General features: G+C 48.2%; 17 protein-coding genes, 2 pseudogenes and 1 riboswitch. Of the genes and pseudogenes, 5 read left to right on the forward strand and 14 right to left on the reverse strand.

What is annotated here, in order from left to right:
- Positions 1-465 precede the first annotated feature (465 nt).
- The gene (locus ACRJJO_RS06190) at positions 466-1,122 is read right to left on the reverse strand and encodes a pyridoxamine 5'-phosphate oxidase family protein (protein WP_431065015.1); all 657 of its coding nucleotides are present in this window, start codon (positions 1,120-1,122) and stop codon (positions 466-468) included.
- A gap of 455 nt (positions 1,123-1,577) precedes the next feature.
- Between ACRJJO_RS06190 and ACRJJO_RS06195 the strand changes: the two genes are divergently transcribed.
- Together ACRJJO_RS06195 and ACRJJO_RS06200 are read left to right on the forward strand one after the other, a co-directional pair.
- Entirely contained in the window at positions 1,578-2,120 is a 543-nt protein-coding gene (locus ACRJJO_RS06195; RefSeq protein WP_431065016.1) for a hypothetical protein, read from the forward strand.
- A gap of 227 nt (positions 2,121-2,347) precedes the next feature.
- Entirely contained in the window at positions 2,348-2,773 is a 426-nt protein-coding gene (locus tag ACRJJO_RS06200) for a hypothetical protein (protein WP_404355363.1), read from the forward strand.
- 564 nt (positions 2,774-3,337) lie between these two features.
- Here ACRJJO_RS06200 and ACRJJO_RS06205 read toward each other — a convergent pair.
- Complete coding sequence (locus tag ACRJJO_RS06205; protein ID WP_431065017.1) at positions 3,338-3,865, reverse strand: winged helix-turn-helix domain-containing protein; 528 nt, start codon at positions 3,863-3,865, stop codon at positions 3,338-3,340.
- A 921-nt stretch (positions 3,866-4,786) separates the two neighbouring features.
- On the opposite strand from ACRJJO_RS06205, the gene ACRJJO_RS06210 reads away from it, so the two are divergent.
- Positions 4,787-9,070, forward strand: a complete 4,284-nt coding sequence (locus tag ACRJJO_RS06210) for a PhnD/SsuA/transferrin family substrate-binding protein (protein WP_431065018.1) — start codon at positions 4,787-4,789, stop codon at positions 9,068-9,070.
- Between the two features lie 303 nt (positions 9,071-9,373).
- Complete coding sequence (locus ACRJJO_RS06215; protein WP_431065019.1) at positions 9,374-11,560, forward strand: alpha-amylase family glycosyl hydrolase; 2,187 nt, start codon at positions 9,374-9,376, stop codon at positions 11,558-11,560.
- A gap of 670 nt (positions 11,561-12,230) precedes the next feature.
- On the opposite strand, the gene leuB is transcribed toward ACRJJO_RS06215, so the two are convergent.
- Together leuB and ACRJJO_RS06225 are read right to left on the reverse strand one after the other, a co-directional pair.
- The gene (gene leuB, locus ACRJJO_RS06220; protein ID WP_431065020.1) at positions 12,231-13,337 is read right to left on the reverse strand and encodes a 3-isopropylmalate dehydrogenase; all 1,107 of its coding nucleotides are present in this window, start codon (positions 13,335-13,337) and stop codon (positions 12,231-12,233) included.
- 130 nt (positions 13,338-13,467) lie between these two features.
- Positions 13,468-15,009, reverse strand: coding sequence for an alpha-isopropylmalate synthase regulatory domain-containing protein (locus ACRJJO_RS06225; RefSeq protein WP_431065021.1), 1,542 nt, complete (start codon positions 15,007-15,009; stop codon positions 13,468-13,470).
- A gap of 768 nt (positions 15,010-15,777) precedes the next feature.
- Here ACRJJO_RS06225 and ACRJJO_RS06230 point away from each other — a divergent pair.
- On the forward strand, positions 15,778-19,323 hold the full coding sequence (locus ACRJJO_RS06230; RefSeq protein ID WP_431065022.1) for a response regulator: 3,546 nt from the start codon (positions 15,778-15,780) through the stop codon (positions 19,321-19,323).
- 461 nt (positions 19,324-19,784) lie between these two features.
- On the opposite strand, the pseudogene ACRJJO_RS06235 reads toward ACRJJO_RS06230, so the two are convergent.
- The 10 genes and pseudogenes from ACRJJO_RS06235 to ACRJJO_RS06280 form a co-directional block, all read right to left on the reverse strand.
- A pseudogene (locus ACRJJO_RS06235) lies at positions 19,785-19,894 on the reverse strand (SAM-dependent methyltransferase); the annotation flags it as partial.
- Positions 19,895-19,926: 32 nt separating this feature from the next.
- Positions 19,927-21,228: a cobyrinate a,c-diamide synthase gene (locus ACRJJO_RS06240; RefSeq protein WP_431065023.1), complete on the reverse strand. Its 1,302-nt coding sequence runs from the start codon at positions 21,226-21,228 to the stop codon at positions 19,927-19,929.
- A gap of 2 nt (positions 21,229-21,230) precedes the next feature.
- Positions 21,231-21,626, reverse strand: coding sequence for a CbtB domain-containing protein (locus tag ACRJJO_RS06245; protein ID WP_431065024.1), 396 nt, complete (start codon positions 21,624-21,626; stop codon positions 21,231-21,233).
- 88 nt (positions 21,627-21,714) lie between these two features.
- Positions 21,715-21,844: riboswitch (cobalamin riboswitch) on the reverse strand.
- A gap of 500 nt (positions 21,845-22,344) precedes the next feature.
- Positions 22,345-22,656, reverse strand: coding sequence for a hypothetical protein (locus ACRJJO_RS06250; protein WP_431065025.1), 312 nt, complete (start codon positions 22,654-22,656; stop codon positions 22,345-22,347).
- Position 22,657: 1 nt separating this feature from the next.
- Positions 22,658-23,056, reverse strand: a pseudogene (locus ACRJJO_RS06255) (RHS repeat-associated core domain-containing protein); the annotation flags it as partial.
- A 27-nt stretch (positions 23,057-23,083) separates the two neighbouring features.
- Positions 23,084-23,773, reverse strand: coding sequence for a hypothetical protein (locus ACRJJO_RS06260; protein WP_431065026.1), 690 nt, complete (start codon positions 23,771-23,773; stop codon positions 23,084-23,086).
- A 543-nt stretch (positions 23,774-24,316) separates the two neighbouring features.
- Positions 24,317-24,670, reverse strand: coding sequence for a hypothetical protein (locus ACRJJO_RS06265; protein WP_431065027.1), 354 nt, complete (start codon positions 24,668-24,670; stop codon positions 24,317-24,319).
- A 2-nt stretch (positions 24,671-24,672) separates the two neighbouring features.
- A complete protein-coding gene (locus ACRJJO_RS06270) occupies positions 24,673-25,269 on the reverse strand; it encodes an RHS repeat-associated core domain-containing protein (protein WP_431065028.1) in 597 nt (198 codons plus the stop codon).
- Between the two features lie 9 nt (positions 25,270-25,278).
- On the reverse strand, positions 25,279-25,926 hold the full coding sequence (locus ACRJJO_RS06275; protein ID WP_431065029.1) for a hypothetical protein: 648 nt from the start codon (positions 25,924-25,926) through the stop codon (positions 25,279-25,281).
- 223 nt (positions 25,927-26,149) lie between these two features.
- A complete protein-coding gene (locus ACRJJO_RS06280; RefSeq protein WP_431065030.1) occupies positions 26,150-26,554 on the reverse strand; it encodes a hypothetical protein in 405 nt (134 codons plus the stop codon).
- Positions 26,555-26,630: the final 76 nt, after the last annotated feature.

Consider the following 26,630-nt stretch of genomic DNA (forward strand, 5'->3'; position numbering starts at 1 on the left):
CTAGCCATCGATTCGCGGCATGCGGAGAGATAAGACAAAAAAGGAAGAGGGAGCTTTAACTTTGACACTTCCTTTTTTGGTGGGCATTGAGCGCATCCGGATTCATTATTATGTCAAATATAAGGTCTGCCCCTGATGTATCCCCACAAAACGCTCGTTCCCATGCTCTGCGTGGGAATGCCGCTTTAGGCGCTCTGCGTCGACTGCGGCGGGCAATCGGATTAAGAAACTGTAGAGAATGTATCGTTGCTCTTGTCGTGATTATCGACCTCTAGGGACGCAGAGCGTCCTGGGATGCATTCCCACGCAGAGCGTAGGAACGATGAAAAAAATCAATATATTTATCAATTTTCAGCCATAGCAAATTGTTTTATTAGGCTGTTTCGCGGGGATACCTCAGGGTCTGCCTCCTTAACCTTCTGCAGGATTTGAAGATAATGATGACAGGGTTCTTTAATGTTGAAATCATCCTTCTCCCTTTATCACCTTCTCGGCGTATTCTTCCGGCGTAATGGTGCCGCCTAGCTTTTCTGCAAGATCTTGTTCTGAAGCGGGAAGCGCATCCTGTAATGCATCGATGCGTTTCCATTGTGGAATGGGTGTTTCATTGCCGGATTGAGGGACGTATTTTGACGTTTCAATGCGCTGCATGCGGTGGATATAGCGTGGACAGTTGATAAATATCTCGCCGATTTTGACTCTGACGATCATGTCTGCTCCCGGGTATTCCGATAGCAATGAGTCGCCTTCTTGAATCGATGCCTCGCCGTGTACTCGGATACGGTGCGGTGTTTCAAAGTCGATGAACAACATACCAATCTTGGGATTGCCTTGAATATTACCCATCGACAGAAACATGCCGTTGCCGTTATAACTGGGGAAGGCTAACGTTTGAGGATCGACAACGCGAACCAAACCCGGATTGCCGCCTTTGTAGGAACAGGTGGGATAGCCTCGGTGGTCGATCGAGGTCAAGAAGAAAAAGTCTCGGCTTTCGATGAAAGGCTGATGTTGTTCGTTGATTTGATTTTCGACGATCAGCTCCTGTACCCGGTCGGCTAGATTGCGCGTATCATGCAGGTCTTGCAGTTGCCGATGCTTTTGACTGTAAATATCGTTCATTAATCGGTTCTCTCAAAATAGTTCTACGGCTTATTCTGCCATAATCTTTCCAGAAGGATAAAACAAACCTGGGTGTTTGATTCAATTCTGACAAGTTCAGGATTTCGTGAAAAATAACTTCCTGGAGCTATGAGTTTTGTAGCGGGTTCGGAAACTCGCTTGACAGGAAACCGTGAATACGTCCGTGTAGGCTTGACGGCAGCGTTCCCTCCTGCCGACATCCTCGCTAGCCACACCCCATATCTTCATGAAGTTAGTCTTTTTTAAGTATAAAGGGAGTAAAAAAACAGGCTCACGACCTGATAACTGCTTTTTTATTGAGGTTATTTAGCTATCGCAAGTTCTGCTTGCTCAATAGCCGCTTCCCTGGCCAGGGAAGCGCTGCAGACGATTTCATGCATACCAATTCGGGTAAAAAAGTGCATACTGCTGATTTATTCTAAGAGGAATTTTTCATGATGATGTATCGAATTCAATTCCAAACAGTCTCGTCATTGCTCGCCAAACCAAGGAAGATTCCTGTCATGGTCTTTTTGTGTTATCTGATATTTATATGGGCAACCAATTATTGCCCTGAAGCTCGCGCAGCCGAAGATGGATATATCTATGAATATCAGAGCGAGGTTTATCGTTATTCTGTTTTAGAAACTGGTGAAAACTACACTTTTACATTCGATAAAAACCCAGGCGAAATAAGCGAAAAACTAAAAGCCGTTTATCATGTGCTCCAGTCTGTTTTCAGCGATTCCAGTATCGAAAAAAGACATAGTGAGGCCTACACTAAAGAAAGAGCCAAGTGCTATGTTTTTGATAGCTCTTTTTACACTTATACTGCGTGCTTTCTTCCCAATGAATTCTCTACAACAAATAGTGACCGCTTTTGGGGGTATGTTACCCAAATACCTAATTGGAAGTGGCTAGTGACCTGGAATTTGCTGCCTGCTGTTCTGGCATTTGGTTTGTTCTTTTATATAGGGGCTAAACGAAAAAGCAGTTAAAAGGTATCCTAGGAAATACACATTCAGATTGTTGTGTGTGTATAGGCTTTAGCTAAATTTGAACCTGAAAAGAGCAGTTGGCATGTGAATATTCAGTTCCACGGCCATTCTCGTTCCTATGCTCTGCGTGGCAATGCTAGGGGGGGAATAATTACGCAACGGAAGCAGGTTTTGGTGGAGGTTAAGAGGAAATTGAGGTAGGTTTTTACATTTGGGTGAGGTGTGATATGAATTGTATTGGTTACCGTAGCGGTTATAAATATCAACTTAAACAAGATTATAGGTTACCTAATATTGGCATTGCTCCCAATCAAGCAATAGACATCCAGTTTATTCAACTTGATGCCTCTGGTAATTTGCTGATTAGATCAGGTTATGCTTGGGATGGTGCGTCGGGTCCAGCTATCGATACTAAAAACATTATGCGTGGTTCGTTGGTACATGATGCGCTTTATCAACTAATGCGGTATGGCTTATTGAGCATGGCCGCTCATAGAGACCCTGTCGACAGATTATTACAGCGCATTTGTATCGAAGACGGTATGAATAAGCTACGCGCACGGTGGGTTTATGAGGCGGTGAAGCGATTTGGCAAGCCGGCTGCCGAACCTTCAAAAAATCACCCTGTAATTTGGGCGCCGAAGAAATGTTAATGTAGAGGTTTTTATATCCATCGTATTTACAAATTCGGCACCGGGGTGACCGTCAAATGACGCTGTGAATACGTCCATGTAATTTCATAGCTCACTGACTCTTAAATAAATTAGGTGCTAGGGCCCTTAGTGCCGAATTTTGATCTTCGGGTATAAAACTGAGAAACGTTGTAACTAACTATCTTCTACTCCCTTTACACTCAAAAAATGGTTAACTTTATGAAGGTATGAGGTTGTAGCTAGCGAGGATGTAGGGAATAGGGGGGGCTTGCAGTCTAGCCCCCATGGATGGGTTTACCCAGCACCTAAATTATCCCAGATAGTTAATCATAGCCAATGAGCAATGGAATTTAGATGCCGGGTTTACAGCGGTCCTTGATAGACACGCCCCAGACCTTTTATTTGTTTGACTTTTTTCAATCAAATGGGAGTAATTTGTGAGTACGTTTCATTTATGGCTGCAACAATATGTAGCTAGTTTAGCTTATTTAAAGAACGTAATTTGCAGATTGCTTGAATCCACATTAGATTAGGCAGATTAGTCCACACGGTTCATTCCCTTCATTATTTTAGTGCGATGGTTTCAACTCGATTGACGGTGTCGAGTTTGATTTTATCTTCCTGGGCTAACCAACCGATGCTGCGATGGATAATTTTTTCTTCTTCAGGAAGTTCTTTGATTAATCTTGCAACGGAAGTTTCGCCATTTTTGTCCAAGTATTGCCAAATGTTACCTGCAGTTAAACCGACGCGTTCACGTATGCTTATTTCCGGGGTTTTGGCAACCGGAGCTGGAGGAGGGCTGCTTGTTTTTTTAGTGCCAGCTCGGGCGGTGCTGGTTTTTTTTGGCGTTACTTTAGCGGTTTCAGTTGTGACCGGTTGTTCGATTGTTGCTTTAGGTTCTTCGGTGGCGGCTTTAACTTGTTTAGAGGACGGGCGGGTAGGATTTGCTTTCTTTGGCGTTTCTTTAACCGCTTCGGGTGTCACGGTCTTCTCAGTCTCGGATTTGGTTTTTTCAGTGGTGGTGTTAGATTTTTTCATAATGATATAAACAATAAAAAGTAAAAAAATTAGAATCGACCATTCAAGCATATAAGCATTCCTTTCTATTGATCGATTTTACTCGAACTTCAAAAAATAAGTAAAAACGAATAAGAGATATAAACTCTTAGCGAATCAAATTTTGGTATAAGTCAAAAATTATCAATTAACTCAGCGTTAACAAATGTAGTGCTATCAAAATAAATTTTTACATATTATTCAGTATCATACAATTGCAAAATGTTAAGTTTGGGTTAGGGTTATCGATAGAGATTTACGGTTCAATTAACGAATTTAATAGATCGTATCTATAAATTGTGGAAATTAGACGCCTAGAAAAATCGGAATATTGCGGGAATTAAAATTCGCCTAATACTCTTTCTTCTTCATGTAAAAATACCAAAATTTGAAATGCGAACACTCAAAATAATCACAAAGAATTGAAAAAATAGAAAGTCTCTCAAAAAAGCGTTCTCTTCTGACCATTTATAAACCGAAACCGAAAAAAGTCAAATCGGATAAGGAGAGAACATGAAATAAGTACCGCACCCGACACTGCGATTTTGCTCGTATTTTAGCGAAATTACTCCCTTTATACTCAAAAAATGGTTGACTTTATGAAGGTATGGGGTGTGGCTAGCGAGGATGTTGGCAGCAGGGATTGCTGCCGTCAAGCCCCATGGATGGGTTCACGGCGGCTTTCCCTTCCGCCGACACCTGTCAATCGAGCAACCGAACTTTCCATAAAATAGGGAAGTTATTTACGACCAAATCCTTAACTTAATGGTAGTGCTACCTACAGAGCATAAATCATCAAGAAGAATCACCGATTATTTTTTACTGTTTAACCGAACCGTTATTTAAGGTTTATCTGCTATGATGCTCAAGGAAATTAAGCCGTTCCGGTGGTGGTGACTTCGTATTTCATTCTTAAAATCCTAAGAATAATCTTCCTCTATTAAATTGTTCGATATGCTTCTGCTGCGCTTAATTATCTTGTCTTTATCGTCAATATTACTCTTGACACCGGCTTCTGTTGCTGCTGACGATACGGTACGTATCGGCGTATTGGCGAATCGGGGCAAGGACCGCGCTTTGGTCGAATGGTTGCCGACGGCCGAGTATTTGGCGAGTGAAATATCCAGTCGAAACTTTTCCATCGTTCCGCTAGATTTTAACGAAATCGATAAAGCTGTCGCTTCGGGCAAAGTCGATTTTTTTCTCGTGAACTCGGGAATCTATGTCGATTTCGAGGCGCGTTATGGCGCGGGGCGTATCGCTACAATGCGTAAGCGTAATGGCGGACGCGGCAATACATTTTTTAGCGGCGTGATATTCACGCGCGCGGATCGGGAAGACATAAATCAAATTGCCGACTTGAAAGGCAAGCGTTTCGCTGCGGTGAGCGAATCGTCATTAGGCGGATATCTGGCAGCTTGGCGTGAAATGCAGGCTCAGGGCGTGACGCCAGAGAAGCATACTCGGTTGAGTTTTCTTAATACCCATGATGCGACCGTCCGTGCGGTTTTAGATGGATCGGCCGATGCCGGGACCGCGCGTAGCGATACTTTGGAGCAAATGCATAAAGAAGGTGCGATCGATCTGAAAGAACTGAAAGTTATCAACCCTATACAGCATGAAAATTTCAGCTATTTAAGCAGTACTCGCCTTTACCCTGAATGGCCATTTGCTAAACTCGCCGATACCTCCGAGTCTTTGAGTCTCGAAGTTGCCTCGGCGTTAATGTTGATGTCAATCGATAGTTCCGCTGCTCAAGCAGCGGGAATTGCCGGTTGGACCGTTGCTTATAATTACCGACCCGTGCACGATTTATTGCGCGAGTTACGACTGAGTCCGTATGAAGAGATTGGCCGGATCGGTTTTGATGATTTTTTGCGTCATTATTGGCATTGGTTGTTATTGTCGATACTGACGCCGCTGGTATTAAGTCTCTTTGTTGTTTATTTCATTCGTCTGAATAGCCGTCTGCGCAAAACGGAAAGCGAATTGATCGATGCGCGCGATCATCTAGCGGTTAGAGTTAGGGAAAGAACTGCCGAATTGGAAGAGAGCCGGCGACAATTGGAACTCATTAGCCAAGACTGGAACGATGCTTTCGATGCGATTGGTGATCCTATCTTCATTCACGATGCCGCGATGCGCATCGTTAGAGCCAACCCCGCTTATTGCGATCGTGCGGGAATGACGCTGAAACAAGTCATCGGACGCATTTATTTCGAATTATTTCCGAAACTGAATGAACCGATGCCTGCATGCCGTAATTTTCCGGAAGCTAGTTTTGCTAAAGCAAACGAATTGCAACTACCTAATGGCGATATATTCGTTTCGCGCTCTTTCGGGATTATACATGCGGACAGAAGCAGCAAGAGTGCGATTCATATTTTGGAAGACGTAACCGAGTTGCGCAAGACAGAGGCGCGTCGAAGAATATTAAACCGAGCCCTAGAGCAGGCCGGCGAAGGGATTATGATATTGGATTGCGATTGCCGGGTGATTTTTTGCAATCCGAGTTTGAGAACGCTTTTAGGGTGCGATTCGCACGAACCCGAGTGTAATAAACACTTATTTAATAAAGGTGATTGTTTGCTGGTCACGGCTTATTTCATGCCGCAGTTGCAAGCTCTATTCGATAAAGCCGACCGAGACGGCGAAGGTTTTTCGGCCGAAATGGAATTGAATGTGTCGAGCGGCTTTGGCTTACCGGTTTTCATTACGGTTGCGGGGATTTTAAACGATCACGACGAGCGAGAAGGTTTTGTCTTGACCGTTCTGGATCTTAGCGAAGTCAAGCGGGCCGAACAGGCGCTGACCTATCGCATCGGTTTGGAGACCTTGATTGCCAAAATCGCTTCGAATTTGAGTAACGCCAGACCGGAACAAATTAATCAAACCGTTTTGAAAACGCTCGAACAATTAGGCCGGTTTTTAGACGTCGACCGGGCGTATATCTTCGATTACGATGATGCCGGAGATACTTTCGGACATACTCACGAATGGTGCGTGGAAGGCATCGAGCCGCAAATCGATTCGCTGTGCAAATTTAAGGTGGAATCTTTTCCGTGGTTGTTCGGAGAGCTGATGAACGGAAGAATCGTAACAATAGACGATGTTAGCCGCTTGCCTTCAGGCGCTATACCCGAGCGCGAGGAGTTCGAACGCGAAAATATACTTTCGCTGCTTTTGGCGCCATTTAATTACGGCGGGGTTTTCTCGGGTTTTATCGGCGTCGATTCCGTCAGGCGTTTTCGTCGCTGGAACGAAGAAGAAGAGCGTCTACTGCAAACGGCTGGAGAGATGATTATCAACACTCTTCGGCGCATCGACACGATGAATCACTTGCGGGTTAGTGAAACGAATTTGGCTGCGGCTCAACAAATCGCCCATCTAGGCAGTTGGGAATGGAATATTGTCACCGACGAGTTGTCGTGGTCCGACGAAGTGTACCGCATGTTCGGTTTTAAGCCTCAACAATTCGTAGCGACTTATCGGAGGTTTTTAGAGTTGATATCGCCGGAAGATCGAGATTTTGTGGCCGATGCCGTGCAAAATGCCTTTTCGCGAGGCGATGAGTATGAGCTTGATCACCGTATTTGCCGTGCCGATGGTGTCGAGCGAGTGCTTCACGAAATTGGTGAAGTAATTGTCAACGATGCGGGAGAACCGGTTCGCATGATAGGCACGGTGCAGGATGTTACCGAGCTGCGTCAGGCCGAGAATGAAATGCGTAGGCTCAACCGGGCATTACGCACGCTGAGTCTGTGCAATACAACGCTTGTTCATGCGCAACAAGAACAAACTCTGATGGACGATATATGCCGTATCTTGATCGACAGCGGCGGCTACCGTTTTGCATGGGTTGGCTATGCGGAGCACGACGATCGTAAAACGATTCGTCCGATGGCTTTTGCCGGGGGCGATATCGACTTCATTACTTCGGTCGAGCTGTCTTGGGCCGATGATGCAGGCGGACGCAATCCGGCGGCCTACGCCATTCGCAACAAGGAAACGTTTATTCTGAAAGATATCGTCAATAATTCGCGTGACTTTGCTCCGTCATGGCGCGAAGCCGCGTTTACACAAGGTTATGCGTCGGTGGTCGCGCTGCCGTTGATTTCGGATGACGAAGCCTTGGGTGCGATCACGCTCGATTCTGCTGAGCCGGATGCCTTCGATCAAGCCGAATTGAGATTGCTTGAAGAAATGGCCGGCGACTTGGCGTTCGGTATACGGGCATTGCGTATTCGACAAGAGCGCGAGCATGCCGAGTCGGTTTTGAAAATCGCCGAGAATCGATACGAAGAATTATACGAAAACGCGCCTAATGCTTATGTATCGGTCGCACCCCAAAACGGAGTTTTGCTGCAATTCAATCAGTCGTTATGCGAGATGCTAGGGTATGACAGGGCTTTTTTGGAAACGAAAACGATTTTCGATCTTTTTGGGGGAACGCAAATCGGGAAGTTATTTGCCGGCGAGCAAAGCGTTCGCGATATCGAGCTCAATATGCGCCGCGCAGATGGTCGCGGGCTCTGGGTTAGTCTTAGCATTGATCCTATTAAAGATGAAACAGGATGCGTTGCCGAGTACCGGGCTAGTATCATCGATATTTCGGTGCGCAAACATGCCGAGGAAGAACAACAGCGTTTTGCCGAAAAATTGCAAGGCTCATTGATTCAAACCATTCGCGCGATTGCCATGACGATTGAAAAGCGCGATCCGTATACCGCCGGACACCAAGAGCGGGTTGCCGAGTTGGCGGTGCAAATCGGCCGGCGTATGGGCTTCGATGCTTATCGTTTAGAAGGGTTGCGGTTAGGTGCGACGATACACGATATCGGCAAGATCGCCGTCCCGATCGAAATACTCAATCGGCCTGGAAAATTAGAACCGATGTTGTTTACCATCATTAAAAGCCATCCGTCGATCGGTTATGAAATTGTCAAAGGCATCGAATTCCCATGGCCGATAGCCGAAATGGTTGTTCAGCATCATGAGCGCTTGGACGGCACCGGTTATCCTCATGGGCTAAAAGGCGACGAAATTTTGATGGAATCGCGCATTCTCGCCGTTTCCGATGTGGTTGAAGCGATGGCCTCGCATCGGCCCTATCGGGCGGCTTTGGGAGTGCAAGCGGCTTTGAACGAGATCGAACGAGGCAAGGGCTTCATCTATGATGCGAGCGTCGTGGAATTTTGTCGTGAGGTCTTTGAGTTCGGCGGAACGCCATGGAAATGAATCCGATACCGGTGAATGTCAACGAAGTCTTCGGTTTTTCAAATGAAGACGGTTGAAAGGCAGGAGATGAAAGAGCTATTTTTCACCTTTGTGATTTTTTGCAGGAGCAAAAACTGTTACCCCCTCCATGTTCGCTCCACGCACTTGCGGATTTTCAAATTGAAAATTGTTGGATTAATCATCCGGTACTTGACAGTCTAGTATTCAATTGCCATTATCCCCGGCGCAGAGTGCTAGTTTACGGTTTCATGGCTAGCATACTGCCTTGATACCCTTCTTATTCACCGTTCGTTTCAAAGTCACATGCCCGAACTCGTTATACGCTTTCTTAAACCGGCCAATTGGGCGGATACCGTTCATGTTCATTACTGGAATACTTATCCTGACGATCATAGTACGAGTTGGCCAGGCCAGCCTATGGCGGCGGATGACGATGGTTGGTTCGTCTACCGCTTCAACGGCGCTAAGTCTGCTAGCCTGGTCTTCAATGACGGCAACGGCTCGCAGACTGAGGATTTACATTGCGCCCGAAGTGGCTATTACGCGAACGGGCGTTGGATTGAAGATCCTGGTAGATTGACACATCGTTTGGCTGGCCCGAATTTGAATTTCGAAGGACAAAGCTCAAGCCAAACTTTTTTGTCGGATAGCGTCATTCATGCGCCGATTGATCCGAACGGGCCATTGGGTGATTTTCGCGAGGAAACGATCTATTTCTTGCTGACCGCTCGTTTCAATGAAGGCGATCCGAGCATCAGTTTTTTCTGCCGCGACCGCATCAAGTTCAATCCTGAAACCGGAGAACCGGAAGACCCGCATTGGCGCGGCGATTTCAAAGGTTTGATCGAACGTCTCGACTACATCCGTGATCTCGGCTTCACCGCGATCTGGATCACGCCGCCGGTCGAAAACCGTAGCGGTTTGGATTATCACGGCTATCACGCCTACGATTGGACTCGTATCGACCCCCGCCTCGAATCGCCCGATGCGACTTATCAGGATTTGATCGACGAAGCCCATAAACGTGGCATCAAGATCATTCAGGATGTCGTCGTCAATCATTCCTGCCAATACGGTATTCGCGACAAGGTGCACATCGATCATCTGCCGATCAAATATTATGTACCGCAAGGTTCGGAGCAAGGCCGGGTCGATCATGGCCCGTATCAAGGCCATCTCGGTAATTATGCCTGGCCCAACCGCGACGACATCGACAATCCAGTGGCCCCTGACTGGTATCGTGAAAGGCATCATAGCGATCCCGAAGGCAAGGTGCCGCTGCAAGATCCCAAGACCGGAGAAACGATTCCGAAACCCGGTTACGATCCCGGTCGTTTTTTCGGTATCGATGCGCAATCTCTCGACCCTGAATGGTACATGCAGCACGGCTTTATCTGCGGCGGCGATTGGGAAAGCGAGGCCGTTCAGAAGAAACATATCGCCGGCGATTGCATTAACCTCGCGACCGACCGTCAAAACGTAAAGGATTATTTGATCGGCGCGGTCAACCGTTATCTCGACATGGGCGTCGACGCGCTACGCATCGACACCGTCAAGCATGTGCCGCGCGATAATCTATTGGAATACGTCAATGCCTGGAAGGCGCACAAGCCGGGGCTGTTCGTGTTCGGCGAAAATTTGGTCAAGGGCTACGGCTGGGGCGATCTCGGCGGCGGCGACAACGGGCCTTCGTTTATTCGTCCGTGGTGGTACACACGCTTGGGTCACGATCCGCGTAATCCGCATTCCGGCGGTGATTCCGGTTTTCCGCAACTCGATTTCGGATTGTTCTCGACCTTTCGCGATAATCTGAGTCGGGGCAGCTTCGAAGGTGTGGCTAGGGTGCTGGAAATGGATTGGATCTACGGTAATGCTTCGACGCTGGTGACCTTTCTACAGAATCACGATGTCGGGCCTGACAACGACTTCCGTTTCCGCTTTAAAGGCGAGCAGTGGATGGCCGCGGCCGCCTATAATTTGTTGTGGACGGTGCGCGGTATTCCTTGCTTGTACTACGGAGAGGAAATCGAGTTCATGAAAGGTGCGCCGCAGGATGTTATCGGCAACGACGACACGCTCGATCAAACCGGCAGGGCTTATTTCGGCGATCATCTGACCGACGAGAACATTAGTAAGACCCAATGTCATCCGCTATATCAACACATCAAGCGCTTGAATCAGATTCGGCGAGCGATAGCTGCATTGCAAAAGGGCGAAATGAGCCAAATCCATGAGTGGGGAAGCGGCATGCGATTCGTACGGGACTATCGTGACGGAACAAGCTATGCCGTTGTCGGATTAGCTATCGGAAGTGATCAGGATATAGCGGTTGAAAATATCCGTAACGGAGTTTATCGCGACGCAATCACCGGAAAGGAAATATCGGTCAGTAACGGCTGTCTTGGTTTTCATGTGCCAGCCAATTCGGCAGGTATCTACGTGTTAAATGGGGCGGGGAAGATTGGTTCGGACGGGGTTTATCTTCGCTAAGTATGCAAATCGCAGATCAAAATTCGGCACCGGGGTGTCCGTCAAAGGACACCGTAAATACATCCCTGTAGGCTCTATGCCAGCTCCATGCTGGCCCTTCACCTAACGCTAGGTGAGGGAAGACGAAGGTGTTGCTCCCACAGAGGGTGGTGCATACACTGTGGGAGCGATCCCCAGATCGCGATGTTGGGGCCGAAAATACCAAGTTACAATAAATAGTATCGAGGTCACAAATACTAAAATATGCTGTTACGCAAGCTCCAGCTTGGGTAATCTGTTCAGGAAGCTCTAGCTTCCCGACAATCAAGGAAGATTGAACGAGAAAGTCGGGGTTGATTGAGAACGCGCGGAGGTTGTGTCAGTCACAGGAAGCTCTTGCCCTGAGCCCTTCGGCTGCGCCCAGGAGAGCCTTGTCGAAGGGGGCTTCCGGGGTGTCTTTCCCAAGCCGGAGCTTGGGAAAGAGCGAAGAGGGGATGTGAATTGGCCGTTTTTAGCTTGATGCTTATGGATTGCAAACCGCCTCCTGCCAAAGGCTTATTCTAAATTCGGTGTTAGTCCGCGGAAATCACGAGATACTTGAATCATTCATTGGTTAAGCAATTTGGAGAGTATAGCTAATTGAATATTCGTGATTTTCGTGTGTTTCGTGGACAAAAGGCTTTTTTTAGGATTAAGCTTTAGTCATATTCCGTAATTTTTCCACGACTTTGTCGCCAAACTGTTCGGTGCTGATCATCTTTACGCCGCTGCCGGGTTTCGACAAATCTGCGGTGGAGTAACCGTCGCCGAAAACGCCTTGCATCGCATCCCAAACATTTTTAGCTTCAGCCGTCATGTCGAAGCTGTTTTCCAGCATCATCGCGACCGAACCGATCATGGAATAAGGATTCGCGATGTTCTTACCGGCGATATCCGGTGCTGAGCCGTGCGACGGTTCGTAATAGGCTTTGTCGGGACCGATGCAGGCTGAAGGCATCAAGCCCAGCGAACCTAGGATGCCTCCGCCTTGGTCGCTGAGAATATCGCCGAACATGTTTTCCATGACCATGACATCGAACTGGGTCGGGTTCAGGCATAAAGCCGTTGCCGCAGCGTCGACTAGGAAGTTAACGACCTTGACGTCCGGATATTCCTTCGCCACTTCTTCCATGACTTCGTTCCATAACACACTGGATTTCAGCACGTTGCTCTTGTGAATATTGTGCAGCAACTTGCGGCGTTTACTGGCTAATTTGAATGCTTCGTGCATGATACGACGAATTTGTTCCTCATCGTATTCCAGTGTTTCACGGACATAACGCAGGCCTTTGTCGTTGACGCCCATTTCTTTTTCGCCGAAATACAGGCCGCCGACCAATTCGCGTACGATGATCAGATCGATGCCTTCGCCGATAATTTCAGGCTTGAGCGGTGAAAAATGCGCCAGAGATTTCGGTAGAGAAACCGGGCGGAAATTTGCGTAGGTATTGTAGCGACGGCGCATCGGTAGTAACGCGCCTCGCTCGGGTTGTTGGTCGATGGGGATTTTTTTTGCTTCTTCATGACTCAAGCCGATCGGGCCTTTTAGAATCGCATCGGCCTGGTCGCATATATCGATAGTCGCTTGCGGGAAGGCGTCGCCGGTTTCGAAATAGGCGCAAGCTCCGAACGAGGCAGGCATCAATTCGAAAGTAACATCGTTACGTTCTTCGATGACTTTGAGAACCTTGAGCGCTTCTTTAGTAATTTCAGGGCCGATGCCGTCGCCGGCCAATACTGCGATTTTATAATGCTTCATTTTTATGTTTTTAAGTGAATGGAATAGTTAAAACTTAATATACTTCGTGTCCACGCCTGATTGTGAATGGCACTTTTGCTGGTTGGTTGAGTTCGCGAAATCAGCCTCTACTCAGCGTCAAAGTCGCGATTTAAGTGGTGCTCTTCATTTCATGCAACTGAATGTTGATCAGTTTAATCGTAGCCATGATTCCGGAAAATACTTGATTGACGTGGACGCCGCGGGTTTTGCGTAATTCATTGCCGCAATTCCAGGTTATTACACATTCGGTCAGTGCATTGGCATGGCCGCCCTTCGGTATGCGGATTTCATAGTCAGCCAGTTCGGGTAATCGGTAGTCGTATTTTTTAAGCACCTTACTGATGGCGTCGATGAAGGCATCGAAGCCGCCGCTACCGGCGCCGGTAGCTTGGTGGTTTTCGCCTTGGATTTCAACGCGAAGGCTGACCGTGGACTGGAGGTCCAAGCCGCTATTCAAGGAACAATTCAGTAATTTTATATGTTGATAGCTCTTGCTTTCGAGAACATCGGCGATGATGAACGGCAAATCATCGGTCGTGATGGTTTGTTTGGAGTCGCCTAGGCTAACGATGCGTGCAAGAACTTTCTTCTGGTCTTCTTCGGAAAGTTCGAGTTCGAGCCGTTCGAGATTTTTTTTCAGCGAAGCCTTGCCGCTCATTTTGCCTAAGGCATAACTATGGGTGCGGGAAAAGCGTTCGGGTCCCAGCCGGGTTTTGTATAGACCGCCTTTTTGGTCGCCGTCGGCATGGATGCCTGCGGTCTGTGTAAAGACATCGGCACCCACGATCGGGGCATTTGCGGCAACACGCTTGCCGGAAAAGTTTTCCACCATGTTGCTGATGCGTACCAAATGACTTTCGTCGATCGACAAATGCATGTTCATTTTATCGCGGAGGACCACGGCGACTTCGGCTAGCGAAGCGTTTCCGGCGCGTTCGCCCAAGCAATTGATGGTGCAATGTACGGCGCTGATGCCGGCCCTAACTGCGGCCATGACATTGGCAGTCGCCAAACCGTAATCGTTGTGCGGATGAAAATCGAACAATAAATCCGGATAGCGCCCGCACATATCGCTGAAGCTGTTGAAAACTTCGTCCGGGGACATAACGCCCAAGGTATCCGGCAGCATGAAGTGACTAACCGGGCTATTCCGTAAGCGGTCCACGAGCCCATAGACATAAGCGGGACTGTCTTTGTAGCCGTTCGACCAGTCTTCCAGATAAATGTTGATTTTTAGGCCTTGTTCGTGAGCATAGTTGATGGTTTTTAATACTTCAGCGCTGTGTTGTTCGAGCGTCTTGCCGAGTTGTTCGCGGCAGTGTTTTTCGCTGCCTTTGGCAAGCAAGTTGATGACCGATCCGCCCGTAGATAGAATCCAATCGACACTGCGCGTATGATCGACAAAACCCAATACTTCGACGCGGTCGGCGAAGCCTTCTTGCCGGGCCCATTGGTTGATTTGGCTGACGGCCTCTTTTTCACCTTCCGACACTCGAGCCGAAGCGACTTCGATTCGGTCGACGCGCAAAAACTGCAATAAGGCTTTGGCGATGCTCACTTTTTCCGTCGGTGTGAAGGCGACACCTTGCGTTTGCTCGCCGTCACGCAGCGTAGTGTCCATCAACTGAATGTGTCTTGACTCTATTGACATGATTTTCGCCTGTGATTTCGATGCGAGTTAATGGATTGAATGATGAAGGCCAAAGCCGGTGCCTTCGTTTATATTCTTCGACAGGCAGACACACCTCCAATAAAGTCGAACGAAAAGCACAAGATACACTAAACCGCCTATTTTCCCCTAAAAGCACTTCATTTTGCAATTGTGAATCGACGCATGAAATGGAGTGCAACGGCATAATCGTATTTTTCGCTCCCTTAATTGTTTTTTCAGACTTGCAATATCCCGGCGCCTCCTAAGGCACTGCTGAAATTTGAAGTGCGAAAGGTATAAATTCGTCAGTATAACCATGAAGCACATGAAGTATTTCAATAGAATACCTAAATATTCCCTCTAACCTCTTGGATAAACGAAAGTTCTATACAAATGAATCAACTTCTTATTCTTCATGATTTTCAGGGTGAAATGCTTTTTTTAGTTATGCGTTGTTTGCTCAGATTAGGCGTTAGGTATTAGTGGTCTCAATACTATTTAAATTGGGTCAATAAGCTTGAATGCGTTGTGTCGGGTTGCATAATTTAGCCGCTAGAGCACAAAATCTAGTCTACACTCTATGTGGGAAATTATTTGTTAATCAATTAAATTATCAAAATTACAAAGAGTTGTTGTTAAATAAAAATAATAAAAACTCATTTCTAAAGCTAGCTTTAGCCTAAGCAGAATGGCTTTGTTAGGCTTTCACTAAACCAGTAACCGCCTTGGTAAAGTCGTTTATTTGTAATTTAGAGGATAACAGCCGTTTTGAATACACTACTCAATCGATCAAGCAAGCAAGATCCTTATCAAACGACTTTAGGTCGAGGCCGATTTTTTAAGGATTTTATGCTGCTATTTATACCCGTTTGCTTTTTAGTCGTGGCAGGTACTTTGTTGTTGGGCGAATCGCGCATTGATGCTGAGTTATCTATGCTGATGGCCGACGAAACAATTTTTGTTGAGCTGGGACAAGGGCGCTTGGATCAAGATCTGGCCGTTCCGATAGGTCATTTGATGAGTTTAATCAATGAAAACCCGGTTCTCAGGGTTTATCAAGCCCCGAATGGCTCGGACGCGCGCTCGATGCAAGACGCATTTTTTTCGTTGATGTCGCGTAACCCGATTTACGACAAAGTACGCTGGATCGACGAACAAGGAATGGAGCAAGTGCGAGTCAATAACAGAAGAGGGCGCCCGATCGTCGTTCCTCGCAACGAATTACAGGCTAAAGACGAGCGCTATTTTTTTACCGAGACCATGTTGCTGAATCAAGGGGAGATCTATATTTCCCCGCTCGATTTGAATATGGACGACGGCCGTATCGAGATTCCTTACAAGCCGACGATAAGGGTCTCAAGCCCAGTGTTTGATGAATTAGGTAAGCCTCGAGGCATTCTCATCATTAACATAATGGCAAAATCAATGCTGGATGCTTTCGTCCACAGCGCCGGCCCCGCCGTTGACAGGTTGATGTTGGTCAATGACGAGGGCTATTGGCTAAAAAGCCCCAATGCACAGGATGAATGGGGCTTCATGTTTCAACGGGAAGCGACTCTTGCTACACGAAATCCTCGAGTATGGGATGCGATAACCCGGCAGAAAAAAGGCCAGATTAAACTTGACGACGGTCTTTGGACATGGAGTTCCGTTTCGCTATCGCCCAAACAAAATGTCCGGCTATCGCACAGCATACATTGGAAAGTGATTAGCCATTTACCAATGGAAAAATTATCGGTGTTGGAAAAAAACGTTTGGTCGGCTAAGATCGCGAGCGCTTCGGTGATCTTGCTATTGTTTGCGATAGGTATCTGGCGTCTAATTCAGGCAAAATCGGCGCGGGCTCTGGCCGAGAAGGAAGCGGCTCTGGCGAGGGGCGAAGCGGAATCAGCGACGCGTTTACAAGAGGCTCAAGCGTGTTTTCGGATGTTGTTCGAAGCAAATGCCAGCGGCTTGTTGGTCGTCGATGCCGAAGGAAAAATAGTCATGGCTAACCCTGCCTTCGAGAGCCTATTCGGCTATCAAGTATCGGAAGTGGTCAACCGACCCGTGGAAATATTGCTTCCCGAAAAGTTTCGTTCACGCCATGCCAGGCAACGTAAAGATTATTTACAAAACCCAACGACTCGGGCGATGGGGGCGGGGAGAGATTTATACGGGACACGCAAGAACGGCTCTATATTTCCGATAGAAATCGGCTTGAGCCCCTTCCGGAGCGATAACCAAGTTTTTGTCGTGGCGACCATTGTCGATATATCCGAACGCAAGCGGATCCAAGATGCTTTGCTGCAAATGAATGAAACCTTGGAGCGAAACGTGGCCGAGCGTACGGCGGAATTACAAGCGGCAAAACAGGAGGCCGAGCGGCTTGCCAGTGTCAAAGGCAACTTTTTGGCCAATATGAGCCATGAAATACGGACTCCAATGAACGCGATACTTGGATTTGCCTATTTACTGGAAAAAGCCGATCTGGGAGTCGATGAGCTTAATTTGGTGAAGAAAATTCGTATAGCCGGCCGGTCCTTGCTCGGAATCATCAACGATATTCTGGATTTTTCCAAAATAGAATCGGGGCGTCTTGAAATCGAGCATGCGCCATTTCGGTTGAGCGATGTGTTGGACAACGTAGCCACGCTGATGTCGGCGATTGAATGCAGCAATAAAGTCGAATTGATTATGGGGCCGGCGCCGGAAGGCATCGAGCTTCTGCGCGGCGATGCGCTTCGGCTCGAACAAATATTGGTCAATTTGACCAGTAATGCGCTTAAATTCACAAAGCGGGGAAGCGTTACGATCTCCGTCATCAAATTGCCGCCTAAAGATGGCCAGGATTATCTACGTTTCAGCGTCCGCGATACCGGCATTGGTATTCCTATTGAAAAACAAGCGGAAATTTTTAATGCATTTTCTCAAGAAGACACGTCGACGACACGCCGTTTCGGCGGAACAGGGTTGGGTTTAACGATATGCCGGCATTTGGCGCAAATGATGGGCGGAGAACTCGGCGTCAACAGCGAACTCGGGCAAGGTAGTGAGTTTTGGTTGATGCTGCCGATAGAGCTGGTCGAGCCGCAAGAGTATGTGCATCCGTCCATCGCGTTTCAAAAAGTATTGATCGCCGACGATCATCCCATGGCTAGAGAGATGTTGGCGGCAACGGTGCGTAGCTTAGGCTGGACTCCCGAGGTCGTTGAGTCGGGCGAAGAGGCTGTGGAGCGTGTTATCGAACGGGCACGGAATAATAAACTCCCCGATATTTTATTATTGGATTGGTGTATGCCCGGCGTCAATGGGCTCGAAGCTGGTATACGCATAAGACAAGAGCTTGGCGATATTGCCGATGTTCCGATTATCGTTATTGCCACGGCTCATGACCGCGATGCATTGCTACGCGAACCGGATGTGGCAATAGCCGATGCCGTCTTACGTAAACCGATTACTGCTTCTTCACTCTATAATGCCGTATCCGATGCCAAGCAGCGGCGTCAAGGCGAAAGGTCTACACAGCATAATAAAACTACGCCATCCGAAAAACGAATCAACGGCTTAAGGGTGTTATTGGTCGATGATAGTGAAATTAACCGTGATATGGCAAGGCGTATTTTGGAAGCCGAAGGAGCTACCGTTTATTTGGCAGACGACGGTCATGCGGCCTTAGAATGGTTAAGACTGAATCCGGATTTGGCCGACGTGGTGCTGATGGATGTACAAATGCCGCTCATGGATGGTTATGAAGCGACCCGGCAAATTCGTGAAGTCCTTGGCTTGACTCTGTTGCCTATCGTGGCGCTGACCGCCGGTGCATTCAAGAATCAACAGGCTGCAGCGCTCAATGCCGGGATGAATGGATTCATTGCCAAACCGTTCGATGTCGAGGAATTAATCGCTTATCTGCAACAATACGTTACCGGATTACGAGTAACGGCTGATTCAAAGAATGAGCCGGTCGCTTCAGCTAAGACAGCCGACTCACAGCTTCCCATGATAGATATAGACAGAGGCCTACATAATTGGGGCGACGCCGCAACTTATTATAAATACTTACAAAAGTTTGCCGAATCGCACGGACATGACGGAGACGAAGTTGCCAAAATGATGGCTCAAGGCGAGCGGGAAAGTGCTCTTGCCTTGGCGCATAAATTGAAAGGGACGGCAGGAAACTTGGCGCTGATACAAGTATGGAAGTTGGCTGAAAAGATTGAGTCTAAGCTTTTAGAAGAAGGAGCTACGTTAGATGAGTCGATTCAACAGTTGCAGATTTTATTGAACGATACGTTGCGCGAAATCGGCCGTCTGAATGGTAAAGATAAGTAAAATGATACGATGTTGCCGAACCAGTATTGCTCGAGCTTGAAAAAACTTTGCCTCGGCAGATGCTGAAACCCTTCCATGGGGGCTTGACGGCAGCTAAGCGCCAAGGATGGCGTGTATTAGGGCAATGCAGGAGCAATTGCCGAGGAGCAAAAATCTGCACCTGCTGCCGACATCCCCGCTAACCGCACCCCATACCTTCATAAAGTTAGCATGTAGCCCGTATGTAGCGTAGCGGAATACGGGACTGGCGTGGCACCGAATATCCCGGATTGCGCTACGCTTCATTCGGGCTACGCTGTTTAAGATCGCCGGAGGTTAGTGATACATCACAGGAAAAAGTGCGATATCGAAGACAATGCGTCTGATGATAACGGTGATTTTTAATAAACCGAAAGGCTTAACTATGGCAGCCCTTGGGGTTGCTAATGACCGTCAAGCCCCCCGCTTTGCGGGGGGATATTACTTGCGCGACCCGACGCCGCGGTAATGCCGGGGACGATTTGAAAATAGATACCCGATTGCATCAAGGTTTCGACTTCTTTGCCGCCCGGCTAAATATGAAAGGATCGCCGGCGCCGACAAACCAGACTTTCGCTAATCCGGTTAGTGAAAAAATCCTGCGGCTTGTTGCGGGTTGAACGGAAAATAAGTGTGCAGATAAGAGGCTTGCAACGATCCCACGCGGAAAAATTTTTCGCCTTGGCTGCGGTTACGTTGCGGGACCGATACGGTCAAGGCTTCCATATCGGTTTCAAGGAGCGAATGATGAAAGCTATGGCCTCGGATTTTTCCATGCTCCAGATGTAAACTGTGCATGCCCAGGTTAACCAACCTGTTTTGCATTCTGGCGCTGCCCGGCAATAAGCCTACCATCGCGGCCGGTTGTCCCTGTTTGTCGGTCAGCGTTTCCAACAGATATAAAAAACCGCCGCATTCGGCGTAAATCGGTTTGCCGGCGCGGTGATAGTCATGCAAGGCCTGTTTCATCGCGCGATTATCGGCGAGGGCCGCTAGATGCAGTTCGGGATAGCCGCCCGGCAGATAGAGGCTATCGACCTCCGGCAATTTGGCGTCGGTCAACGGCGAGAAGAAACGCAGCTCGGCGCCCATGGCCTGCAAGCAATCGAGGTTGGCCTGGTAGATGAATGAAAAGGCCGCGTCGCGGGCGATGCCGATACGTTTGCCGGCAAGAAGGCGCGGCGTCGGCGTCGTTGCCGCCGGGGCAAAGTCAACCGGTTCGGGCAAGCGGCATGGCGCGGATTCGGTCAATAATTCTGCGGCTCGCGCCAGTCTTCGGTCCAAGTCGCCGATCTCGTCCGCTTGCAGTAAACCCAAATGCCGCGACGGCAAAGCGATATCCGCGTCTTTAGATAGGGCTGCCAGCAAGGGCATGTCTTCGGGCAGCGCTTCTTGCAGTAATCCGGCATGGCCTGTACTGCCGACTTTGTTGGCGATGACGCCGGCAAACCTTAGGTTCGGTCGGTAATGAGCCAAACCATAGGCGACGGCGGCAAAGGTTTGCGCCATGCCTTGCGCGTCGATCACAGCGGCGACCGGGACCGACAGCGCTTGCGCCAGATCGGCGCTGCTGCTGTCCCCATCGTAGAGGCCCATTACCCCTTCGATCAAGATGACATCGGATTTGGCGGCGGCGCGATAGAGCAAGTCGCGGCAATGCGCCTCGCCCATCATCCACAAATCCAATTGATAGACCGGCCGTCCCGAGGCATGAGCCAAAATCTGCGGATCGATGAAATCCGGGCCGGTTTTGAATATGCTGACCTTGCGGTTTTGACTTCGGTGATAGGCAGCCAAAGCGGCGGTTAGGGTCGTCTTGCCTTGGCCGGAGGCGGGCGCGCTGATCAGCATGGCCGGACAATGGCGGACGGATGGGCTAGTGTTCATGATCAGAGTTTGAGTTTGGTCAAGGTAAATCCGGCCAAGGCGCCGAGGCTGAGCCAGAATAGGGCATTGCTGAAGGCGGACATCACTACGAAGCGTTGCCAGCCGTCTTCCGGTTGCCACTCATGCTCGGAGCCGGTTGCGGGCGCTTCGAATTGTTCCGCGGCTAAAATCAGAGGTTGCGTCAGATAATACTGTAAGACGCCGAGCAGCAGGCCGGACAGGATTCCGGCTGTCAATGCGGCGCTATGGCGTCCGTCGTGTGCGGCATTATGAATGTAGTTGTTGGCGTCTTGCATAAAGCCGAGGCCTAGAATCACGGTCAAGCCCAATACGATGGCGCTGAAGCTCGGGAGAAATTTAGCGGAGTAAACGACGGAAGAGCCGGCGAGTGTTTTCATGGTGATTGTCCTTCCCAAGTCTGATTGACGGAAAAACGGAGGGGAAGACAAACCAAAAAAGATTTTGACAGATCGCCCGCCGCAATACTGTTCTTTAAGTTTTAGGGCCTGTCTCCGGGCTCGTGAAAAATCACCTACCGTTGCGGGGGCAGCGCCGGCCTTTAACCGGCTTCCAGTTTCACCCGCGCAGTGCGGGAACCGTAAAACAAGCTGCGGATTATAGGTTACTCGTTAAAGCTGCGCAAATGGTTATCAGCTTCGGCTTGTACGACGAAATGCCCGGCATACTTGAACGGCTGAGCGATAATTTCGGTTTGTGCCATCAGCCTTCCGTACGGATCGTAGGCGTAGCTGTTGACGATTTGAGGTTTTGATCGGTGATCGCGACGGTGTGCCCGGTGCCGTCGAAGTGTAGGTGTAGAGTTGGTTTGTACTGGCATCGATGTTGGCTTTTTCACTATAATGGGTTTGTATTTTTCACCTCTATAAAATTTTAGAGGCGACAACTAGCCTGACACAGGGGGATTGCCTCGAGTAGTTACGATAAATTAATGCCTTCTTTCGTCAGCTAACTTTTAATAAATCAGATCTTCGGTACTTATAACTCGACTACAAACTCTAACAGATCGGGCGACTCCAAGAAATATCCGTCGCCATAAGTTACCTCCACATAAGGCTTTCCATTCTGCATAATCCCCATTGTGTCGACAGACCGAATCTAAAAGAGATCACCCTTTAAAATGGATACAGTACCACCCTTGCAAAACACATTTCCAGCGCGTTGCCTTACGCATATTTGACGCGACTCATTAACGGAAACCCGATATATAACGCGCATCATATCGAAGAATTGATCTGGAGAAATACCGTTCAAACGTTGATCGATCTTTTCAATAACAAGAAAATCCAGAAGAAATCGCTCAACGTCAATAAATTCATTTGCACCATTTTCCATTGAGGCAAACCATCTAAGCCACAGATCATTGCTACAAGCAATCCATCGATACATCAAGTCAGTCAAATAAATCACTTTAATTTCCTCCGGTCCGCTGTGCGCCTGGGCGAGTAGCATCAATGATGTCTCGACTACTCACAGGGACAGCATCCTTTGAAACCCTCGTTATTCCCTTCGGTAACGTATCGGAAACTGTGCGTCCTAATTTGTTTACTGCACCCTTAATCAAACTTCCAGCCTTGCTAACCGGCAATGCAAATCCAATTGCAATATCAAAAGCATCCTGCTGAAATTGAGCGATTTGAGCTTGGGAGATGCCGATTCGCTCAGCACTAAACCCATTTGGATCAACAAACATAATGGGATTCCCACCCACATACGCATACAGATTCAATCCGCCTTCGAATCCGATCGGGTCTTCGCTGATAAACCGGCCGATGTCGGCATCATAATACCGAGCGCGCATGTAGTAAAGATTATCGGCTTCGGCTTGTACGCCAAATTATCCGGCGTATTTGAACGGTTGCGGTATCGTTTCGCTTTCCGCCATCAGCCTGCCGTACGTGTCGTAGGCGTAGCTATTGACGATCTGACGATTTTGATTGGTGATCGCGACCGTGTGCCCGGTGCCGTCGAAGTGGTAGGTGTAGAGTTGGTTGGTACTGGCATCGACAAAGCCGATGAGTCCGTGGCCGTAGATATAGTAGCGGGTGATTTGGTTACTGTTATTGACTTCGGCGAGCAGATTGCCGGCGGCGTCGTAGATGTATTTTGTGGTGGTGCCGCTGCGCGTCGCTCTGATGCGGTTGCCGGTGCCGTCATAGACGTACTGGTCGTTGCCGCGTTGGATCAGCCGGTGGGCGCGGTCGAAGGTAAAATTCGTGCTGTTTTTGTTTTGCTGCCGGCCTTCGTGGTCGTAGCTGAAGGTTGCCTGGGTCGTTCCGTTCAGTTGCGTGGCGAGCAGCCGGTTCTTTTGTGCATTGTAGGTATGGCCTTGGCTCCGGTTGATCAGCGCTTCCGGTTTTTTCGGTTCTTCGACCACAGCTTTGATCCGGTTGCCGTTGTTGTCGAGGGTGTATTGGTAATCGGCCAGGGTTTGGCCGACGGCGCTGTGTTGAATGCCGGTCAACCGGTCGGCTTTGTCCAGGGTGTAATTGGTGACGCTGCCATTAAATAGGTCGGTCTGTTCCATCCGGCCTGCGGCATCGTATTGGTAGGTCGTGGCCGGCGTGCCGCCGAACAAAAGAGAGCTGAATACATTTTAAAGCAACTGCTATTGATAGAGCCGCTTAATTTTGAACAGGACAAGATTATCATAGCCTTGGAGTAGGTTTGATAGCTTTTGCAAAAAGAAAGACTTGACCCTATTGGCTTTAATTTGCGGGGATACCTCAGAACTTGACCCCAGTTATTCCTATTGTTCAGATCTTAACAAGCGCGCCAAGATTTTTCGCGAAAGCTGAAATGGGGTCCGTCCGATTTCAGCAGCGAAAAATGACTTGGCGATTATTGCCTTCGGCGGCCCCGATTCGCCCTGCGTCCGTGCCACTACGCCACATCATCGTCAACTCGATGCGGCTCCGTAGCACTCCCACAAATGGCTTGACGCCGTGTCGCGATGCCTTGTATTTTGCCTCCGCCTGCGCTAGTCGCGCAGACTCCGGCAAAACACCCGGCGCTACGGCTATCGGGGACTAAAAATCTTCACTTCGCTAGCGCTCCGTTTCCAAGATTTTCAGCGTTTGCACGAGATAAGGAATTGTTTCATCTCAGTTGCCTTATTCTTATCTAACGGCTCGTTGATCTCGGGGTTTGCCAATACATAAATAGTTTCTTTCAAAACATCATAAAAGCCATTTTCAAAACCAATATCGTCTCTGCATTCAATTGTATTAGCCCATTCAATAAGTTCTTCTTTTTTCAGTAGACCATCAATGTAGCGTTGAAGCACACTTGTTACGTCACTTAACTTAACTTCGACTAACTCTTCCTCAGAGTCCCATGGAAAATGAGACAAATCTCTTTTCAATTGTTCGATTGAATACCGAAAACTAATTAGTGCATCTAAAACGACAATCCGTGCTTTCATCGTCATTGTCCCGGGAAGAAAGTTTGACCGCTTATCTTATCTTTAACATGTATGATTTCCCCCCTAGGCCCAAATGTAGTCTTTGTGTATTGAAGGGTCTTTCCAGCTGCGTCTACTTGTTTTTCATATTGTGCAAAGGAACCAGGGATGTTCTTTGAAGCCGAATCTGCTTGAAACGCTTTACCCCCACCCGGCAAATTAAAGATTCTTGTAGCACTAACATTAGCCGGAAGCTTCTTTTCAAAACGAAGTAAATTGGAGGCTATGCCTTGGAACAACCCTCCAGCCTTGCTAACCGGCAATGCAAATCCAATTGCAATATCAAAAGCATCCTGCTGAAATTGAGCGATTTGAGCTTGGGAGATGCCGATTCGCTCAGCACTAAACCCATTTGGATCAACAAACATAATGGGATTCCCACCCACATACGCATACAGATTCAATCCGCCTTCGAATCCGATCGGGTCTTCGCTGATAAACCGGCCGATGTCGGCATCATAATACCGGGCGCGCATGTAGTAAAGGTTGTTTTCTTCGGCTTGAACTCCGAATTGTCCGGCGTATTTGAACGGTTGCGGTATCGTTTCGCTTTGCGCCATGAGCCTGCCTTAAGGATCGTGGGCGTAAGTGTTGACAATTTGCCGGTTTTGATCGGTAATCGCCACCGTGTGCCCGGTGCCGTCGAAGTGGTAGGTGTAGAGCTGGTTGGTTTGAGCGTCGATAAAGCCGATGAGGCCGTGGCCGTGGATATAGTACCGTGTGATTTGGTTGCTGTTATTGGCTTCGGCGAGCAGGTTGCCGGCGGCATCAACGATGTATTTTGTGGTGATGCCGCTGCGTGTCGCTCTGATGCGGTTGCCGACGCCGTCATAGACATACTGCTCGTTGCCGTGTCGAACCAGCCGGTGGGCGTGGTCGAAGATGAAAGACGTGGGTCTTTCGCCTTGTAGATGAGTGCGGAATAGGCGGCCTTCGTGGTCGTAGCTGAAGGTCGTCTGATCCGTGCCGTTCAGTTGGGTTGTCAGCAGCCGGTTCTTTTGCGCATTGTAAGTATAGCCTTGGCTCCGGTTGATCAGTGCTTCCGGTTTTTGCGATTCTTGAGCGAGGGCTTTGATCCGGTTGCCGTTGTTGTCGAGGGTGTATTGATAGTCGGCCAGGGTTTGGCCGTCGGCGCTGTGTTGAATGCCGGTCAACCGGTCGGCTTTGTCCAGGGTGTAATTGGTGACGCTGCCGTTGAACAGATCGGCCTGTTCCATCCGGCCGGCGGCATCGTAGTGATAGGTCGTGGCCGGCGTGCCGCTGAACTAAAGAGCGCTGAATGCATTTTCGAGCAACTGGTACATAGAGTCGCTTAATTTTGAACTGGACAAGATTATCATCGCTTTGGAGTAGGTTTGATAGCTTTTGCAAAAAGAAAGACTTGACCCCGTTGGCTTGATTGCCTGCTTCTTTTGTTAGTCCCTTTGGGACATCAAAATATTAAAAGTGAACAAAAAAATAGTCTGTTTTCCTGCCCTCATCCAACATGTCGACTTTTATACTCAACAAAGTATTTATAGCCGCATCGTACCTATCTTTTTCCCAAGATATTCGATTGAAAAGTTCTTCACGATCAATCGTAACCTTATCACTCCGCATTATTTTATTATCAATTAAATACTCCGCGAGTTCTAAAGCATCTTCAATGTTATCGTAATGCTGTACATCCCATTCAATATCTTGGACTTCTTCGTCTTCATCATAATCAGGTGCCCCGTCATCAGCCCAACCAACCCGGGCGTTAATAGTTGATTCGGTCACTCTAAAAATCCAAAATTTGTTGATTTCAAATATCAGCATGAAGCGGAAAAGGTTGCTAATCATTCGAGCGGTAGATCTCATCATTGCACTCCTTCCTTAGTCCAGATATAGGGCCAGTAGCTAATAAAGCTACATACTGAGCTATAATTTTAAATGACTT

Source organism: Methylotuvimicrobium sp., from assembly GCF_050611805.1.
Classification (GTDB): Bacteria; Pseudomonadota; Gammaproteobacteria; order Methylococcales; family Methylomonadaceae; genus Methylotuvimicrobium.

Coding starts and splice junctions, on each gene's coding strand:
- ACRJJO_RS06190 (WP_431065015.1), bottom strand. CDS start 1,122: ATGAACGATATTTACAGTCAAAAGCATCGGCAACTGCAAGACCTGCAT.
- ACRJJO_RS06195 (WP_431065016.1), top strand. CDS start 1,578: ATGATGATGTATCGAATTCAATTCCAAACAGTCTCGTCATTGCTCGCC.
- ACRJJO_RS06200 (WP_404355363.1), top strand. CDS start 2,348: ATGAATTGTATTGGTTACCGTAGCGGTTATAAATATCAACTTAAACAA.
- ACRJJO_RS06205 (WP_431065017.1), bottom strand. CDS start 3,865: ATGCTTGAATGGTCGATTCTAATTTTTTTACTTTTTATTGTTTATATC.
- ACRJJO_RS06210 (WP_431065018.1), top strand. CDS start 4,787: ATGCTTCTGCTGCGCTTAATTATCTTGTCTTTATCGTCAATATTACTC.
- ACRJJO_RS06215 (WP_431065019.1), top strand. CDS start 9,374: ATGCCCGAACTCGTTATACGCTTTCTTAAACCGGCCAATTGGGCGGAT.
- leuB (WP_431065020.1), bottom strand. CDS start 13,337: ATGAAGCATTATAAAATCGCAGTATTGGCCGGCGACGGCATCGGCCCT.
- ACRJJO_RS06225 (WP_431065021.1), bottom strand. CDS start 15,009: ATGTCAATAGAGTCAAGACACATTCAGTTGATGGACACTACGCTGCGT.
- ACRJJO_RS06240 (WP_431065023.1), bottom strand. CDS start 21,228: ATGAACACTAGCCCATCCGTCCGCCATTGTCCGGCCATGCTGATCAGC.
- ACRJJO_RS06245 (WP_431065024.1), bottom strand. CDS start 21,626: ATGAAAACACTCGCCGGCTCTTCCGTCGTTTACTCCGCTAAATTTCTC.
- ACRJJO_RS06260 (WP_431065026.1), bottom strand. CDS start 23,773: ATGGAACAGACCGACCTATTTAATGGCAGCGTCACCAATTACACCCTG.
- ACRJJO_RS06265 (WP_431065027.1), bottom strand. CDS start 24,670: ATGAAAGCACGGATTGTCGTTTTAGATGCACTAATTAGTTTTCGGTAT.
- ACRJJO_RS06270 (WP_431065028.1), bottom strand. CDS start 25,269: ATGGCGCAAAGCGAAACGATACCGCAACCGTTCAAATACGCCGGACAA.
- ACRJJO_RS06275 (WP_431065029.1), bottom strand. CDS start 25,926: ATGGAACAGGCCGATCTGTTCAACGGCAGCGTCACCAATTACACCCTG.
- ACRJJO_RS06280 (WP_431065030.1), bottom strand. CDS start 26,554: ATGATGAGATCTACCGCTCGAATGATTAGCAACCTTTTCCGCTTCATG.